The organism is Bacillus sp. FSL E2-8868 (genome assembly GCF_038005505.1).
GTDB classification, from domain to species: Bacteria; Bacillota; Bacilli; order Bacillales; family Bacillaceae_G; genus Bacillus_A; species Bacillus_A mycoides.
Map to the genome: position 1 here is coordinate 1,719,709 of NZ_JBBOTI010000001.1, position 18,033 is coordinate 1,737,741.

At 36.7% G+C, this 18,033-nt stretch carries 17 protein-coding genes; 11 read left to right on the plus strand and 6 right to left on the minus strand.

Features of this window, described 5'->3' with window-relative positions; all coding sequences use genetic code 11:
• Nucleotides 1-49: 49 nt before the first annotated feature.
• Nucleotides 50-2,338 (plus strand): glycoside hydrolase family 3 C-terminal domain-containing protein, encoded by a 2,289-nt coding sequence (locus NSS74_RS08980; protein WP_340813429.1) that lies wholly within the window; start codon nt 50-52, stop codon nt 2,336-2,338.
• 236 nt (nt 2,339-2,574) lie between these two features.
• Here the strand turns inward: NSS74_RS08980 and NSS74_RS08985 are convergent, their stop codons facing one another.
• Nucleotides 2,575-3,066: a DinB family protein gene (locus NSS74_RS08985; RefSeq protein WP_113709971.1), complete on the minus strand. Its 492-nt coding sequence runs from the start codon at nt 3,064-3,066 to the stop codon at nt 2,575-2,577.
• A 351-nt stretch (nt 3,067-3,417) separates the two neighbouring features.
• On the opposite strand from NSS74_RS08985, the gene NSS74_RS08990 reads away from it, so the two are divergent.
• From NSS74_RS08990 to NSS74_RS09010, 5 genes are all read left to right on the plus strand, one after another.
• A complete protein-coding gene (locus NSS74_RS08990; protein ID WP_340813430.1) occupies nt 3,418-4,461 on the plus strand; it encodes an ArsR/SmtB family transcription factor in 1,044 nt (347 codons plus the stop codon).
• Between the two features lie 57 nt (nt 4,462-4,518).
• A complete protein-coding gene (locus tag NSS74_RS08995) occupies nt 4,519-5,733 on the plus strand; it encodes an MFS transporter (RefSeq protein WP_340813431.1) in 1,215 nt (404 codons plus the stop codon).
• A gap of 97 nt (nt 5,734-5,830) precedes the next feature.
• A complete protein-coding gene (hmoA, locus tag NSS74_RS09000; RefSeq protein WP_000469495.1) occupies nt 5,831-6,157 on the plus strand; it encodes a heme-degrading monooxygenase HmoA in 327 nt (108 codons plus the stop codon).
• Nucleotides 6,158-6,341: 184 nt separating this feature from the next.
• Nucleotides 6,342-6,779, plus strand: coding sequence for a VOC family protein (locus NSS74_RS09005; RefSeq protein WP_078176498.1), 438 nt, complete (start codon nt 6,342-6,344; stop codon nt 6,777-6,779).
• 181 nt (nt 6,780-6,960) lie between these two features.
• Nucleotides 6,961-7,668 (plus strand): nucleotidyltransferase family protein, encoded by a 708-nt coding sequence (locus NSS74_RS09010; protein WP_060750441.1) that lies wholly within the window; start codon nt 6,961-6,963, stop codon nt 7,666-7,668.
• A gap of 38 nt (nt 7,669-7,706) precedes the next feature.
• On the opposite strand, the gene NSS74_RS09015 is transcribed toward NSS74_RS09010, so the two are convergent.
• Complete coding sequence (locus NSS74_RS09015; protein WP_176280968.1) at nt 7,707-8,309, minus strand: chorismate mutase; 603 nt, start codon at nt 8,307-8,309, stop codon at nt 7,707-7,709.
• A gap of 233 nt (nt 8,310-8,542) precedes the next feature.
• On the opposite strand from NSS74_RS09015, the gene NSS74_RS09020 reads away from it, so the two are divergent.
• Nucleotides 8,543-9,325, plus strand: coding sequence for a class I SAM-dependent methyltransferase (locus tag NSS74_RS09020; protein ID WP_016101165.1), 783 nt, complete (start codon nt 8,543-8,545; stop codon nt 9,323-9,325).
• A gap of 166 nt (nt 9,326-9,491) precedes the next feature.
• Here the strand turns inward: NSS74_RS09020 and lsrF are convergent, their stop codons facing one another.
• The 4 genes from lsrF to NSS74_RS09040 all read right to left on the minus strand — a co-directional run bounded on the left by lsrF (nt 9,492) and on the right by NSS74_RS09040 (nt 13,314).
• Nucleotides 9,492-10,274 (minus strand): 3-hydroxy-5-phosphonooxypentane-2,4-dione thiolase, encoded by a 783-nt coding sequence (gene lsrF / locus NSS74_RS09025; RefSeq protein WP_340813432.1) that lies wholly within the window; start codon nt 10,272-10,274, stop codon nt 9,492-9,494.
• A gap of 6 nt (nt 10,275-10,280) precedes the next feature.
• Nucleotides 10,281-10,643: a cupin domain-containing protein gene (locus NSS74_RS09030; RefSeq protein ID WP_000909986.1), complete on the minus strand. Its 363-nt coding sequence runs from the start codon at nt 10,641-10,643 to the stop codon at nt 10,281-10,283.
• 176 nt (nt 10,644-10,819) lie between these two features.
• Nucleotides 10,820-12,382 (minus strand): autoinducer-2 kinase, encoded by a 1,563-nt coding sequence (lsrK, locus tag NSS74_RS09035; protein ID WP_340813435.1) that lies wholly within the window; start codon nt 12,380-12,382, stop codon nt 10,820-10,822.
• The gene (locus NSS74_RS09040) at nt 12,382-13,314 is read right to left on the minus strand and encodes a sugar-binding transcriptional regulator (RefSeq protein ID WP_340813437.1); all 933 of its coding nucleotides are present in this window, start codon (nt 13,312-13,314) and stop codon (nt 12,382-12,384) included. Before NSS74_RS09040 ends, lsrK begins: the two co-directional genes overlap by 1 nt.
• A 197-nt stretch (nt 13,315-13,511) precedes the next feature.
• On the opposite strand from NSS74_RS09040, the gene NSS74_RS09045 reads away from it, so the two are divergent.
• The 4 genes from NSS74_RS09045 to lsrB are packed head-to-tail and all read left to right on the plus strand — an operon-like array spanning nt 13,512 to nt 18,005.
• Entirely contained in the window at nt 13,512-15,005 is a 1,494-nt protein-coding gene (locus NSS74_RS09045; RefSeq protein WP_002142276.1) for a sugar ABC transporter ATP-binding protein, read from the plus strand.
• Nucleotides 15,002-15,970, plus strand: a complete 969-nt coding sequence (locus NSS74_RS09050) for an ABC transporter permease subunit (protein WP_002142273.1) — start codon at nt 15,002-15,004, stop codon at nt 15,968-15,970. Before NSS74_RS09045 ends, NSS74_RS09050 begins: the two co-directional genes overlap by 4 nt.
• Nucleotides 15,967-16,965 (plus strand): ABC transporter permease, encoded by a 999-nt coding sequence (locus NSS74_RS09055; RefSeq protein ID WP_002189993.1) that lies wholly within the window; start codon nt 15,967-15,969, stop codon nt 16,963-16,965. Before NSS74_RS09050 ends, NSS74_RS09055 begins: the two co-directional genes overlap by 4 nt.
• Nucleotides 16,962-18,005: an autoinducer 2 ABC transporter substrate-binding protein LsrB gene (lsrB, locus tag NSS74_RS09060; protein ID WP_002142271.1), complete on the plus strand. Its 1,044-nt coding sequence runs from the start codon at nt 16,962-16,964 to the stop codon at nt 18,003-18,005. The genes NSS74_RS09055 and lsrB overlap by 4 nt, the downstream gene beginning before the upstream one ends.
• The last annotated feature ends 28 nt before the right edge of the window (nt 18,006-18,033 follow it).

Below are 18,033 nucleotides of genomic sequence, written 5' to 3' on the forward strand. Positions count from 1 at the left end.
TAATGACATTAAGAAAGCGTTTACTTAATTATTTTTTAGGAGGGCTATCATGAAAAGGGATATTAAGAAAATCATTTCACAAATGACATTAGAAGAAAAGGCAAGTCTATGTTCTGGATTAGACTTTTGGAATACAAAAGGGATTGAGCGATTAGGAATTCCTTCAATTATGGTAACTGATGGACCACACGGCCTTAGAAAACAGGCAGAGGGAGCAGATCACTTAGGGATTTATAACAGTATTCCAGCGACTTGTTTCCCATCAGCAGTAGGATTAGCAAGTACATGGAATAAAGAATTAATAAAACAAGTAGGAGTTGCATTAGGAGAAGAATGTCAGGCTGAAAATGTAGGAGTTCTCCTTGGACCAGGTGCAAATATAAAACGTTCGCCGCTATGCGGAAGAAACTTTGAATATTTTTCAGAGGACCCGTATTTATCATCACAAATGGCTGCAAACCATGTTAAAGGCGTACAAAGTCAAGGGGTTGGAACGTCATTAAAACATTTCGCTGCTAATAATCAGGAGCATCGCAGAATGTCTGTAGATGCAATTGTTGATGAAAGAACATTGCGTGAAATCTATCTTGCTAGCTTTGAAGATGTTATTAAGGAAGCACAGCCTTGGACAGTAATGAGCGCTTACAACAAAGTGAATGGTGAATACGCTTCGGAAAATAACTATTTGTTAAATGATATTTTAAAAGATGAATGGGGATTTGAAGGTTTTGTCGTTTCTGATTGGGGTGCAGTAAATGAGCGTGTTGCAAGTTTAGCGAACGGTTTGGAGTTAGAAATGCCTTCAAGCTTTGGAATTGGTGAGAAGAAAATTGTCGATGCAGTTAACTGTGGTGAGCTAGCTGTAGAAAAGCTTGATCAAGCAGCAGGGCGTCTTCTTTACATTATTTTTAAAGCTTATGATAACCAATTAGAAAACGCTGTGTATAGTAAGGACGCGCATCATCAGCTTGCAAGAGAAGTTGCAAGTGAAAGTATGGTTATGTTACAAAATGAAGCTTCCATTCTTCCGCTGAAAAAAGAGGGAACGGTAGCAGTAATTGGAGGATTTGCAAAGCAACCACGTTTTCAAGGTGGCGGAAGCTCCCATATTAATCCAACAAATCTTGAAAGTATTCTCGAAGAAATTGAAACGGTATCAGGTGAAAAAACGAACATATTATTTGCCCAAGGCTATGACATTGCCAGTGATGATGTAAATGAAAGCATGGTTAATGAAGCAAAAAAAATAGCAGAGCGAGCAGATACAGCGGTCCTTTTCGTTGGACTTCCAGATCGTTATGAATCTGAAGGCTTTGATCGAAAGCATTTACAGATGCCAGAAAATCATGTGCAATTAATTGAGGCTATCGCTGAAGTTCAAAGTAATATCGTTGTAGTTTTAAGTAACGGTGCTCCAATTGAAATGCCATGGATAGGTAAAGTAAAAGGAATACTTGAAGGCTATTTAGGTGGCCAAGCATTAGGCGGGGCGATTGCCGATATATTATTTGGTGATGCGAATCCAAGCGGGAAATTAGCGGAAACATTCCCGAAAGTGTTAAGCGATAATCCTTCTTACTTAAACTTCCCTGGTGAAGGGGACAAAGTGGAATACAAAGAAGGTGTGTTCGTCGGATACCGTTACTACGATGCGAAAAATATTGAACCGTTGTTCCCATTTGGTTTTGGATTAAGCTATACAAATTTTGAGTATAGTAATCTTTCAATAAATAAGAAAGAGATAACGGATACGGACACTGTTTCTATCAGTATGAACGTGAAAAATACTGGTAGTAGAGCAGGGAAAGAAATTGTTCAGCTTTATATAAAAGATGTTGAAAGCAGTATGACTCGTCCTGAAAAAGAGCTAAAAGGATTTGAAAAAGTAGAATTGCAACCGGGAGAAGAAAAAACGGTTAGCTTTACTTTAAATAAAAGATCATTTGCTTATTATAATGTTGAATTAAAGGACTGGCATGTTGAAGCAGGTGAATTTGAGATTTTAGTAGGAAAGTCTTCAAAAGAGATCGTTTTACATGATAGCATGTATGTTCAATCAACGACTATAACTCAAAAACCAGTGCATCGTAATACGTTACTTGGGGACATATTTACGGACCCAATCTTAGCACCAATCGCAAAAGGGCTTATGGAAAAAGCATTAAAAGACAGTCCGTTTGGTAGTATGACTGAAGGGGATAGTGATGCATCTGAAATGATGGACGCTATGCTGAACTATATGCCATTACGAGCATTAGTGAACTTTAGCGCAGGTGCTTTTACAGAAGAAATGTTAAGTGAAATAATTGGGATATTGAACGATGCGCAGATGAATTGATAAGCGGCGAATGCGAGGAAGTTAGGCGGGAGATAATGGCCCGGAAATGCCTAATTAAAGTTTTACTTTATCCATTGAACATTCTTTGTTGAATATTAATTAAGCTTAATAATTCATTGCAGGATGTTTCTCCAGCACGCAAAAAGGCAAATGAGAGTTAGAATCTCATTTGCTTTTTTTGTACTTATTTTGCTAAATGAAGAATCATATGCTTATCTATCATCTTTAATCGTTGCTTATAAATATGAACGATGAGATGGCCATGAACCTTGGAGTTTACGAAGTTGTATAATTTGACCTGTATGATATGCATCGTGCAATAGGATATTCATATATTGTTGCCAAACTGGTAGAGACGGACTTGGTTGATCCAGTTCTGCTTCTTGAAGGGATGTTAATGAAGATTGTAAGGCATCATGTACTTGGAGCGTTCGCTTCACTGTTTGTTGCCAAGCACCATCATCATTAGGTCCACCTTGGACAAAAGTGTCATCATTATTTTGTGGAGCAACAAATGTGTCATCCTGATGTAAGCGGGAAAGTAAGCGCTCTTTAAAGATTAGTAAATGGTTTGCATTTTCCCAAATCGTATTACTGGCCGTTCCTTCTGGGTGCCAACATGCTTGTGCAGCAGTAAGATTCTTTAACGCTTCTGATATCGGTGGGTACCATTCTTCTTCGTAAAAAACTTGCTTGACTCCATTTTGTAATATTTCTTTTTTACTCATTCGTATAGCCTCCTTAACTATGAGATAGACCAACAACAAGTGTTAGAGAAATTAGAAACGTACCTACTTATCATCTGATTGATGTTTGGAAGTTTTTAAAAGAACAATACGGCGCCGTTGTAGTAATTGCAGAAATAAACTTATGCTTTCCAAATCATTTTTATAAACGTAATAAATTCTCCTTTCTCTTCAATAAACCTGCCTCATAGTTGAACAAGAAAATTAACTGCAGCTTAAATTTAAAAACTTGTAGCAATATAAAGTTTCAGAGAGTTTTAAAATTCTAAAAAGTTAGAAGGTATAATTCGATGAATATAGAATTTAATGCATAGCAAATAAGGAGGGGATAAAATGGAAGTCTTTCACGTGACGAGTAGAAAAAGGGAAACATACAACGTTCAAATGAAGTATTCGATACTTTTCGAATGCGCACTTGGCATTGCGGCAATTACTCATAAGAGGTTAATCGACACGCTTGAAAAATCTCAAAGCGAATGGGAAGAAATAAGACAATCTTTATCACATGAAATGATAGAACATTTACAATTTGTTGAGAAGCATAATACGTGGAAAGCGTTGCTACAGTTACTGTATGATGGAGATTTTACGGATTTATCTCAGTTTGTTCACAATATCAATTCGTTATCGGAAGTAGATTTTAAATATGTGTGCTTACCGTTTTTAGGAGAAATGCATCAAGGAAAAAGACGTTTAGCAGCAAATGGAGACGTAACTGCAATACATGAATTAAAGGAACTGACACATGATCACCAGTTTTTCTCTACTTATATTGGCTTTATATGTGATGCAGATGTACAAGAACTAAAGGGTCATTTAATCGCGGTTATGACAGGATGGTATGAGGGTGTTATTAAGAAAGAAGAGGAGCAACTGCTCTCTATATTAAAGCGAGATTATGAAGCGAAAAATGAAATGAATAAAAAGATGAAACCGGAAGAGTTTGTCGAGTGGGCTACAGGTGGTGTTATATATATGCCAGAGCCAAGTGTGCATCACGTACTTCTTATCCCGCAAATTACGTACAGACCGTGGAACATAGAAGCTGATATTGAAGATACGAAAGTGTTTCATTATCCGGTCGCAAATGAAAGTATACATCCGGAAGATCCGTATGAACCGAGTTATTTTTTAGTTCATAAACATAAGGCGCTCGGGGATGAAGCGAGATTACGAATTGTAAAAATGTTGTTTGAAAAAGAACGTACATTGCAAGAAATAACGGAAAGATTACAACTAGGAAAATCGACAGTACATCATCATTTGAAATTGTTACGTTCAGCAAAGTTAGTAGATATTCATGACGGAAAATATGTATTGAGAAAGAAAGCAGTACAGTCGTTAGCGAAAGAATTAGATGCATTTTTGAATAGATAATATACAACGGGAATGTACATAAAGGGAGGAATTTAATAGAAAAGTTGGTGAGCTATAGTGAATAGTGTATTGAAAAATCGTTCATTCTTTTTTATGTGGATTGGCAGTGCAATTTCAGAATTAGGCGGGGCTTTCGGGACGTTATGTAATTCAATTCTTGTTTATGAATTAACAGGATCAAAAACAGCATTAAGTAGCATGTGGTTACTATATTTTATCCCGTCACTCATACTGCAACTTATAAGCGGGCCATATATTGATAAATGGAGCAGAAAGTGGATTATGATTTTTTCGCAATGGATGCGGGCCTCTGTTTTCTTACTGCCTTTAGTAATGCTAGTTACTAACAGTGTAGAAGTATGGCACATTTACGTTGTTCAAATTATAGTAGGGCTCATTACGCCGCTGTATACACCCGCCAGTCAAGCGATTACACCGAGCATTGTAAGTAAAGAGCAGCTTCAAGATGCAAATGCATATATAGATGGAATGAATCGTTTTATGATGTTTCTAGCGCCAGTATTAGGTGGTATCGTCATTCATTTTATTGGAATGAAGCTTACATTCTTTTTTGTGTGCGTTTGTCTATTTATAAGTGGAGGATTATTACTTTTCATTACAGAAAAGAGGATAAAGCAAGAACTTCGAAAAACGTGGCTAGAAGAGTTTCTTCACGGCTTTACATATTTTTTCACAAAACCAGTTATCGTTTGGCTTGGTATCTTTCTAACATTCGTTCAATTTGGAGTAGGAGTAACGATGGTTACGAATCTTCCTTATATTAAAGATGAACTATCGGCAGGGTATGCTGAATACGGTTATTTTATGGCAGGATTCCCACTTGGCTATGTAGTTGGTTCCATATTAGTTGGGAAAGTGAAGTATAGAAGCCGTAGATTACTTATGCTTGGAGGATTATTCGTAGGGGGCCTTACTTACATTTCACTAGGTTTAAATAATAGTATTATTATTGCGATTGTAATCGAGGTAATTGCTGGTATATGTATTGCATTTTTCAATGTTCATAACACGACGATATGCCAACAAACTGTCCCAAGTAATATGATAGGAAAAGTATTTTCAGTGCGATTATTTTTCATACGATCGGCAATGCCATTAGGTGTGTTATTAGGGGGAATACTGAGTGAAATGTGGGGAGTGAGAGTACTATACTTTATCATTGGCTCGATTATATGTGTCACTTCTTTAGTAGGAATATTGCTTCCGTATTTCAAATTTTTAGATGAGGCGATTGAGGAGAAGTCGGCATAATTCTAAAGATTTGAAACTTTATAATTGAAAACAATTATCATAATCAATTATAATAGAAGAATACTAGTATTTGTATTACAAAGAGGGAGTGGAATATATGTTTATCGAAACGAAGACATTTACAGTAAAAGAAGGTACATCTAATATAGTTGTAGAGCGTTTCACAGGAGAAGGCATTATTGAAAAATTTGAAGGATTCATCGACTTAAGTGTTCTCGTTAAAAAAGTAAGACGCGGAGACGAAGAAGTTGTAGTTATGATTCGCTGGGAATCGGAAGAAGCATGGAAGAACTGGGAAACGAGTGAAGAGCACTTAGCTGGACATAGAGCGGGCCGCGGTAAGCCAAAACCAGATCATATCATTAAGGTTGAGCACGGAGTTTATTATGTGAAATCATCGAAATCGGCTTATCAACAGTCGTAAAAATACATTTGTTTAATTATATTCTTTCGAATAAATAACCATCTATCTGCTTACTGATAGATGGTTATTTATATTGAATAAAGAGAATGATTCGCCTGTGATGTAAGAAGAATTAACGGACAGGTTAAAACTAGAAATGTTATAATATAAACTCGATCAGTGAGTAAGATTAGGAGGAACAATAATGGTTCAATCGATAGTTCATATCGCATTAGTAGTAAAAGACTATGATGAGGCAATAGAATTTTATACAAAGAAACTAAATTTCACATTAGTTGAAGATATTTATCAGCCAGAAGAAAACAAACGGTGGGTAGTGGTATCTCCTCCAGGTTCAGTCGGCACAACAATATTACTAGCCAGGGCATCTAAACCTGAGCAAGAGCCCTTTATTGGTAACCAATCAGGCGGTAGAGTATTTCTTTTCTTAAATACTGACGATTTTTGGAGAGATTATAATGAAATGATTTCAAGAGGAATAGAATTTGTGAGAGAGCCGAAAGAGCAATCATACGGAATTGTTGCAGTATTTAAGGACTTATACGGGAATTTATGGGATTTACTGCAACTAAAGGATGATCACCCAATTGCACAAAGAATTAATAGTAAGCAATTTGACTAGGCATTTTACAAGTATGTGAAAATAAAATAGAGCTCGGCATGTAACAATTAGCAGTGTATATAATGGAAATGTATGAGAAAAAATATAATTCAATATCGTTTAAAAGGTGTTTGCTTATTTTAGAAACTGAGAAATATCGATCTATTCTTATAAGAATAGATCGATAACTTGGAGGATAGAAATGATAGAAAATCTTTCATTTATTACATATGAAAACCATAAAGAGTTAGTACATAAAATTCTAAATGAACATATAGCTAGAAATGAAATAAGTGGATTAATGCTTATCGGATCTGTCGCAAGAGGTGATGCATATCCTGAATCCGATTTGGACTTTTATATTCTTTTAGAGGGCGGACAAAAGAAGAAATTTCATTCAGAAACTAGAAAAGGTATTCTAGTTGAATACAAGTATGATGATTTTAATCAAATACAAGTAAACTTTAAAAAGAATCCGATGGAACTATATTCTTTTTTAGAAGGTAAAATTTTATTTGATAGTTACAGTGAGTTAAAAAGGTTAAAGGAAATAGCTCAACATACATATGAAAATTATTCTGTTTCTAGTGATAAAGTAAAAGGCATTTCTCATTGGTTAAATAGTTCGCTAATTAAAATTAAGTCTGCTTTGAAAGCTAATGATGAGTTAAAAGCTTCATACATAGTTCACACATCAACTTGGACCATTGTAGAAGGAATATGGGCTATTAATAACAAACCAACACCTTCAGCTGGATCTGTTTTAAGGTATATTCAAGCATTACCTAGTAGACCGACTAATTTTGATGATTTGCTTAATAAAGTGTTCTTAGGGGATACGAAGGAACGTATTCATTCGGCAATTATCGTGATTGAGTGGGTTTTAGTGAATCTAGAGAACAAAAAATAACGGACATATTAACCGTATAATATGTCCGTTATTTTAATCTAATCTAACTTAATTTCAAATTCAAGCCGTTCATGCTTGTCCGAAAAAGGCATACTACGTTCTGTAAATAAAAAGCTAATACCAGACGGGTTATCAGGAAGAGCAGGGGAAATGACGAATTGGTAACTTGTATGTCCATCTGTTCCAGTCCATCCTTCTGCCCAGCAATCGTATGTATCATTTATCGATAATTCAACAAGGCTATGTGTATTATTCTCATTAAGTGTATTGTTTTTTGGATCCCATTCCTTATATAAATTAATTACACTAGCGTTAGAATATTGACGAATAAAGGTTACAGTATACACAGTTTCTTTATGTGCATAAGTTTTTAAAACGGGTATATGTTTTTTAAACTTAGTCGGTTCGACGCGAGGTTTAAACTCATCTTCGTCCATCATAGATGAGAATAATGAATTTAAATAATCGGGATATAACCCGTTCTGCTTTGCCCAATTAGAAATGGCTTCATCTGGTGGGAAACCCGGATTCCCATTCGAAAGTTCTTTCCGTTCTTTTAATAAAGAGCAAATTTTTTCATCAATAGAAGATAAGCGTTCATCATAATGATCAGTAGGGCGTTCAAAAGGTATTCGTTGCATAATCATTCCTCTTTTCCTTTATTTTGTTTTCATATTTTATTATAACTGAAACAATTCTCGTTTTTTACAATATAATTAATTAATTTAAATATTTAGAAAAATAGGATGTTTATGTGTTAAAATAAATATAGAAAACCATGTATTAACTATCGGCAGGTTAATAGAAAAAGGGTGTAAATAGTTAATAATGTCACAATTAAAATGCAACTAGATAGTTAGGAGGAATGATTATAATGGATACTACACAACAAAACAGTAATGCATGGGATAAGAAGGTTGAAGAAGGTTCTAGATACACTGAGCCTGTAAGTAGTGAGGTTATTGAAAAAAGTAAATCAGGTGAATGGGAAATCACAGTCACCACAGAAAAATCAGTTCCTAGAGATTGGTTTCCAAAGTCATTAGAGGGATTAAAGATACTTTGTTTAGCATCAGGTGGAGGGCAACAAGCACCAGTACTGGCTGCTGCTGGAGCAGATGTAACAGTTACTGATATATCGAAGAAGCAATTGGAACAAGATGAAATGGTAGCGGAACGGGATGGATTAACTTTAAAAACAGTACAAGGAGATATGTCAGACCTTAGTGATTTTGAAGATGAATATTTTGATATTGTCGTAAATCCTGTTTCTAATTTGTTTGTAAAAGATGTTCATCTTGTATGGAATGAGATTTCAAGGGTTTTAAAGAATAAAGGTATTCTTATTTCTGGATTTACAAATCCTTTACTATGGATTTTTGATGACAACCAAGAACAAAAGGGTATTTTGGATGTTAAACATTCAATACCTTCATCAACATTGGATTATTTACCAGAGGATGAAGTTCAAGATTATATTAATTTAAATCAAACAATAGAATACGCACATACACTAGAAGATCAAATCCAAGGTCAAGTTGAAGCTGGTTTTGTTATAACGGGTTTTTATGAGGATGATTTTGGTGGAACAAGGATATTAGATAAGCATATTAAAACTTTTATTGCTACAAAAGCTATAAAGTTAAAGGTTGATTAAAATTTTTGGCTCGTTAGTCGAAGAAAAAAACTTGAAAACAGTAAAAGTTCAATGTATGTCAAAAAGGATGGCACTTGCCATCCTTTTCCTTGTGTAGTTTGAGTGTCAAAACAAGTTTTACTCTTCTTAACTGAACCCGTTATAATAAATAGTCCATCTTTTTACATTAATTTTTCACATCATTATATAGTTCCAGCGCCTCTTGCACACTAAATCCATTTTTCACAATGCCATGAATTGCTTGAATCATCGCAGATGGATGTTCGGATTGCCATATGTTTCGGCCCATGTCTACTCCGATTGCGCCTTCTTGGAGAGCGTTGTACGTAATGTTTAATGCATCTTCGATTGAATCTAGTTTTGGTCCTCCCGCGATTACGACTGGGACAGGGCATGTGCTTGTGATTTTTTCGAATCCTTCGCAGTAGTACGTTTTAATAATATCAGCTCCCATTTCAACACATACGCGGGAGGCGAGTGCTAGAAAGCGAGCTTCACGTTTTTGTAGTTCTTTCGCAACGGCGGTAATACCGAGTACTGGCAGGCCGTAATCGTGAGCTTCAGAGACTACGTTTGCGAGATTTGAAACAGTTTGTGTTTCATAGTCTGATCCAACAAAGACAGAAACGCCGACGCCAATCGCGTTTTGTTTTACTGCTTCTTTCACAGGTGTAACAATTGTTTCATTCGCTAAATCTTTGCCTACTACAGTTGCCCCGCCTGATACACGCATAACCATTGGTGTGCTGCAGTTTTCAGGTATACAGGAGCTGAGTACACCTCGAGTTAAAAAGAGGGAGTCTGTATAAGGAAGCAAGTTTTTAACTGTTTCTAACGGTTGTTCAAGTCCGTGAATTGGCCCTAAAAAGTAGCCGTGATCTATCGCTAACATAACCGCTCTGCCGTCAGGTAAAATTGTGTTTAATCGATTTTTAAATCCCCAAGTCATTAGGAATCACTCCTTCGTTAAGGTTGGATTTTCAGTTTGTACAGTATCTTTATTTGGTAAATGTGGTGACTTTATAAAAACAGCTTTAAAAGGCTTATCAGAATGGTTAATAAGATAATGGGATTCATGAGGTCGAACTTGCAAGACATCCCCTTGTTTGATCGGAACTCTCTCGTTATTCACATAGAAATCTATTTCGCCTTCTAACGCATAGAAGACTTCTTCGCACGTTGTATGATAGTGATTTTGAAACTCTTGCCCAGGCTGAATCACGACTAGGCCAAGATCGATATTTGGACCTTGTATTAAATATTTAGGCCCGTTATCACCGAAGCGATAGGAGAAATCATTTTCATTCGCTTTTAACATACATTTCACTCCTTTATCCCGCGTTAACGGGCAGTAAAACTCCCATCTCAAAATTTGGCTGGAGCAAAGAAGTTAGGGGGAGGTCAACTGCCCGTAAACGCCCGATTGGTTCAACTAATAATCAGTGGGGGAGGAACAAAACCCCCACTGATTAAAGTTTCACTTTATGTAATGTGTTACAGAGCACCGGGTGCAATCCACATATGTGAGGTGAGGCCTTTATCGGCTAAAGCGAGCTGACTGTTATACACAGTTTTCCATGTTTCATAGAATTCCTTATATAGTTCATGATTTTCAGTGACTGGCTCAAATGTTTTTTCCCACTGTACAAATTGTTCGGCAGTCTCTGCCATAGATGAATATATGCCAGCACCAACCCCAGCAGCAATTGCAGTTCCTAAAGCTGCTGCTTCTTTTACAACTGGTACTTTCACAGGAATTCCGAGTACGTCTGAAAGAATTTGTGGCCATAGTTTTCCTTTAGCAGCACCGCCAGCAAAGATTACTTCAGAAGGGAATTTACCAGTGAGAGCTTCAATTAATTTCAAGTTGCCAAGTGTAACGAAGGCCGCATTCTCTTCAATTGCACGAAACATCTCTTTCTTCCCACATTTATCAGCATCTAAGCTCAAATTTAAAAAGGATGGTGCAGCATGTCGCCAAGAAATATAATTCATTACATTTGAAAAAATAGGGATTATACCGTGAGAGCCTATAGGAACATCTTTTGCTTGTTCTTCTAGTAATTCATAAGCATCTACACCGAGTTTTTCAGCGAGCCGTTTTTCTTCATGGCAAAAGGCATCTCGAAACCACCTCATAACAAGGCCAGGGAAGAAAGCGATTGTTTCGTATTGCCATAGGTTAGGAGCGACATGGCAATTTACGCGAAGTGCCGCATTTGGATCAGTTTCTGGTTTTGTTATATTTACTTCTTGTTGCCAAAAACTGCCCCCGCATATAAATGTTTGTTCAGGTTTTACAACTCCAGTTCCAAGCGATGCCATTTGTGCATCTCCGCCGCCAGCAACGACCGGTGTTCCTTCATGTAATCCTGTTAACTCAGCACTTCGTTTTGTGATATTCCCGATAACTGTACCAGCTTCATTTACTTTTGGAGAAAAGGCTAGAGTAAGACCGCATTGCTCAGCAACCCAGTTATCCCAAGCTCTATTTTGTAAATCGAATATACCAGACGTACATCCGTTTGAAGGATCAATTTGTAGTACGCCGCACAATTTATATAAAATCCAATCGTTTAACATCGTGAAAGAATGAATGCTCCTGTACACGTCTGGTTCATGTTTTTTAATCCAAAGTAAGCGAGGTAAAGCACCTAATGAAAAAGTTTGACCGGATTTTTTATATAAATCCTTTTCAATTTCGGAACGAATTTGTTTTAGTTCACTAACTTCCGCTGACGCGCGGCCATCAACATTTGCACAAGCCCATATTTCCTGCCCGTTTTTATCGTATAAAACAAAGCCTTCACGCATACTCGTTGCACTAATACCTTTAATAGAAGAGGAGGACGTATTACTTTTTTGAAGAACCTCTTTCGTACATTGTTGAACGAGCTGCCAGTTTTCAGTTACATCAAAATTCATAGAACCAGGGTAACGACTATCTGATTTATGAATCCATTCTTTTTGACTGACTGCAAGCTGATTTCCTTGTAAATCAAAAAGAACTGCTCGAATGCTCCCTGTACCAGCGTCGTAAGCTAATAGAGTAGACATTAAGAGTCACCTTCCTTTCTTAATAAGGAGAGGGCAGTTTCTTCATCGGTAATTAATGTATGAATGAACTTTCCTTTTAAGGCGCCGTAAATTGCAGCTATCTTTTCCGTACCGCCAGCTACACCAACGACATGTTTCATATTTTGAAGAACAGAGAGTGGTGTGCCGATAAGACGGTTATGATGGGGAAGTTCTAATTGTTTTCCGTCAGTATTATAAAATTGCCCTAAAATATCTCCAGCCCCGTGTTGACTACGTATATAAGTCATTTCACGTAGTGTTAATTTTTCTTCTTTCACAATTGTGGCGTCTTGAGATAAGCTGCCAATGCCAACTACTGCTGTATGAGCGAGTGAAGCGACGTGAAGCATATCTTTCACGCTCGGTTCAGATAGAATAATTTGTGTCATTTCGTTTGTAGATGTTAGAAAAGGGGTAGGAATAATATGAAGATCGCCTTGCATGTAGTTTAAATAGCTTTGATTTCTTGGAATATAGTGATTTACACCTCCTGTAAGAGTAACGATTGAAAGACTCATAGAGCTATCAAAATGAATGTTTTCTAGCATTTTACTTATCGTCTCTCCCCAGCCAATCCCAAGTAAATCACCTTGTTGCAACTGAGTTTCTAAATATTGTGCGGCAGCTTTTCCGAGTGAAAATGCATAATTCTCAGTTGGCGTTGGAATAACGAAAGCATCTTTTAGATGGAATTTTTTTATAAGGTCACGTTCGATGCTTAAACAGTGTAAACCAGTACCTTTTATGTGAAATGTGACGACACCTTCCGTCCGTGCTTTATCTAACAACCGAACGACTTTATTTCTTGAAATGTGAAGAAGTGAAGCAATTTCTTGCTGGGTTAATTGATCTTTATAATAGTACCAAGCTACTTTTGTTAACAAATTGTCTTCAAAGCTCAGCTGTGACATGCTCTTCATCCCTTTCAACAATTGACCACTGCTTAAACATATGTGCTCGTTATTTTGTTTATTCCAGTTGAAGCGATAAATAGCCCAGTGAAAAAAGTGTTCTAGATATGAAAAAAGAAATATACAATGCTACAAAACAAGTAGAACAAAAAATCATTTTCTCAAAAAATGTTCTGCATAAAGGCAGGTGACAACATGTGGAGAGCGTGCCCTTATTACAAGTTACAAAGATGAGTAAATCATTTGCAGATCAACTCGTATTAAAAGAAGTCAATTTACAATTAGAGCGTGGAGATATATACGCTTTAGTTGGAGGAAATGGTGCCGGGAAATCAACGTTAATGAAAATACTAACGGGCTTGTATTCATACGATGCTGGCAAAATGTATGTGAAGGGGGAAATACAAAAGTTTTCAAACACAGCAGAGGCGCATCAACATGGTATTTACTTAATACCACAAGAGCCGCTCATCTTTCCTCATATGACAATTGAAGAGAACATTTGTATCGGAATGAAAGCGAAAAAGAAAGAGCTTCGAAATAAAATTAAAAAGTTGCTAGAAGACTTAGGGTGGAACATTCAACTTCGTGAGCTAGGGGTATCGTTATCCATCGCCCAGCAACAATTAGTAGAAATATTGAGGGGATTAATAAGAGAAGCTGAGATTCTTATTTTAGATGAGCCAACATCGACATTAACAACTCACGAAATTAAGAGTCTTTTTGTGTTGATGAAAAGTTTAAGAGAAAAAGGAATTGGCATGATTTATATTACGCATCGTTTTCCAGAAATCTTTGAAATTGCGAATAAAGTAGCAATTTTACGTGACGGAATGATTGTAAGTCAAGGTGATGTATCAAGGTATACATATGACATGCTAATGGAGGGGTTATTACCGAAAGGATATAAATTTGAGGAGAAAAAAGAGATCATACAAGAGGAAACAGAGCATTCGGAAAAACTATTAGATGTCACGAATGCATCAAGATATGCGTTTCAAAATGTATCATTTACTGTACACGCTGGAGAAGTTGTTGGGATTGCTGGGATCGTTGGATCAGGTAGGACTGAACTAGCTGAATCGTTATGTGGATTAAAGCCTTTGAAATCAGGTTCTGTTTTATTAGATGGGAAATCCATTACAAAGTATTCGGTACATAAGCGAATAAAGGAAGGTATGGTGTATGTACCGGAGGATCGAGCAGGGAATGGTATTTTTTCAATTGCGTCTGTTAAGGAAAATATAACATCTGCATCTTTAAACAGTATGAGTAGCTTCTTTTTAAATAGTAAAAAAGAAAGCGCTTTATCCGAATTGTATATAAAACAGTTTAGAATTGTTGTCCCTCATATGAATGAAGAGCTGACGTCTTTATCAGGTGGGAACCAACAGAAGGTCGTGCTAGCAAAATATCTTGCATGTAATCCGAAAGTGATTATTCTTGATGAACCGACCCGTGGTATTGATGCGAAAGCAAGATTAGAAGTATACGAAACGATACAAAGTTTGAAGAGAAAGGGACTTGCGCTCATATTAATTTCTTCAGATATGGAAGAAATCGCTCAATTAGCGAATCGTGTTTATGTGATGAGAAACGGAGGATTCGTCTCTCATTTGGAGAAGAAGGAAATTTGTATTGATGAAGTTACACGCCTTGCGTACGGAGGAAAGGGAGGTGTAACGGAGTGAACCGTTTATTTAAAATGCATGAGACGTCTATTATTATTTTATTACTTCTTTACATAGCCTTCGTTGGAGTAATGAATCCTAGTTTTGTTCAGTTTAGCTCTTTATCTTTAATTATGAAATCAAGCGTTATTTTAGTTATTTTGGCAATTGGTCAATCTTTCGTATTGTTTACGAAAAATATAGATGTATCAGTAGGATCTATTATGGGATTAAGCGCTGCGGTTTGCGGGATGTTGTTAACAGATGGATACAGTGCCTTTATTTCAATATTTGTGGCAATTATACTTGGTGCTCTTATTGGTATGGTAAATGGAATTGGCGTTACGAAATTTCGAGTGCCAGCTATCATTATGACATTAGGAATGCTCGGTATTATTAGAGGTGCAATGTTACTATTCACGGGCGGAAAGTGGATTGAAGATATTCCGAATGAGTATAAACAAATTTCTTCTATTATGATGTTAGGCATTCCGGTAACGGTATGGACCGTTCTTATCATATTACTACTACTATATTTCTTTTTAATGAAAGTACAAATTGGAAGATATTTTTATGCTGTCGGTGATAATGAAGATGGTGCAAGGCTTATTGGAATACATGTAGATAAAGTGAAAATATACGCGTTTATCATATCAGGCATAAGCGCTGGGCTCGCTGGATGTATATTCGTAATGAATATTGGATTCGTTCCAAATCAAACAGGTACAGGGATAGAATTGCAAGTTATCGCCGCTGCTGTTTTAGGTGGTATACATTTAAAAGGAGGAACAGGTTCTATATTTGGAGCGGCATTAGGTGCATTTTTTTTAGAAGTGATAAGCAGTTCACTCGTCTTTTTAAAAATACCTGCATTTTGGAATAGTGCTATTTCAGGATTTTTACTTTTACTCATCATCATATTAGATAGTGTCTTGAAAAAATGGAAGAAACTCCGGCAACTAGAAGAAAGAAGGGTGAATCTATGAGGGGAATACGTAGTTTGTATAGATGGGAAGGGGTTCTTCTCATATTGCTTCTCGTAGAACTCATTCTCTTTAGTTTCATAAATAGTGATTTCTTAAACATTAGTAACCTCCTTTTTAGTATGAACGATTTCCTCATTATTTCAATCGCGGCTATTCCGATGACATTTGTCATTGTAACTGGCGGAATTGATGTATCAGTAGGATCTATTATGGGGCTTACTTCGATTCTTATCGGAGCACTTTGGATGAATGGCATGCCTATACTGTTGGCCGTTATCATTGCGCTCGTAATAAGTTGCATAGCGGGCGGATTAAATGGACTTATTATAAAAATGACAGATGTAGAACCTCTTGTCGTTACACTTGGAACGATGTTTTTATATGCAGGAATCGCCCTTGTTATTTCAGGTGGTTCGGGTGCAGCGGGCTATGAAGGAATAAGTGGTTTACCAGATTCGTATGTGCAAATGGCAAATGGTAGTTTTATCGGTATACCTAATCTATTATGGCTCCTTGTCATTTTAACGATAGTATTTACGATATTGTTTCACCGTACAACATATGGTCGCTACGCAAAATTAACTGGCGCAAATGAAAGTACGGCGAGATATTCCGGCATTCGAACGAAGAAAGTAGTAATTATTGCTTACGTACTTTCTGGGTTAGGAGGTGGATTAGGAGGAGCTTTCTTAACAGCTTATTTCGGTTCAGCTCGTGCAGATATTGGAAGTGAAACGATTTTGCCAGTAATTACGGCAGTTGTATTAGGCGGCACACTTATTACAGGCGGAAAAGGGAGTATTATTGGGACAGTACTAGCGAGTATTTTTATAGGACTCATGCAGTACGGTTTACAAATGACGGGCTTAACGAATGAACAATCTAATGTAGTAATAGGTATTATCCTTATTGTTTCTGTTATTATGAGACATTTTAAATTACAACGATTCACTACGGGGAAAAGAAGGAATTTGCATAAGGGGGAAATGTCATGAAGAGAAAACTGGGGATTGTTATTATTATGTGTATTTGTTTAATCGGTTTAATTGCTTGTTCTAGCCAAACAGCGGACAAGAAAAAAGCAGATGATGTGAAATTTGCATTCATTCCGAAATTAACGGGAGTTGGCTTCTTTACATCAGGCGGTGAAGGTGCAAAAGAGATGGGAGATAAGTTAGGTGTACAAGTGAAATATGATGGACCTTCTGAAGCGAGCGTATCAGGGCAAGTAAAATATATAAATAATTTTATTAATCAAAACTACGATGCAATTATGGTTTCATCTACGTCAGTTGATGGTCTCTCGCAATCATTACAACGTGCAAAGAAAAAGGGGATGACCGTATTAACGTGGGATTCTGATGTGAATCCGAAAGACCGTTCGTTTTATATTAGCCAAGGTACACCAGACCAACTAGCAAAGTTATTAATAGAAATGACATCTAAGCAAATTGGAGATAAAGGGAAGGTCGCATTCTTTTATTCAAGCCCGACTGTAACAGATCAAAATCAATGGGTAACGAAGGCGAAAGAGATTATTAAAGAAAAATATCCGAATTGGGAAATTGTAACGACGCAATACGGTGAAAATAATGCGCAAAAATCTTTATCGGTAGGGGAGAGTATTTTAAAAACGTATCCAGATATTAACGCAGTAATATGTCCAGATGCAACAGCACTACCAGCAATGGCGCAAGCAGCTGAGAATTTGAAAATGGATAAGAAAGTAGTCGTAACGGGATTTTCGACACCGAACGTTATGCGTGATTATGTAAAACGAGGAACAGTACAACAATTTGGATTATGGGATGTAAAACAACAAGGTGCCCTCGCAACGTATGTTGCAAATGAAATTGTTGTAAAAGGGAAGAAGTTAAAAGTCGGGGATAGCTTTGAAGTAAAAGGAATCGGAAAAGTGAAAGTAGAGCCGAACTCTATTCAAGGGTATGACTATGAGGCAGAAGGAAATGGTATTATCGTATTACCTGAACGAGTTGTATTTACGAAGGATAATATTGATAAGTATACTTTCTAGTAGAAAATAAAAACGTCCGAATATATCG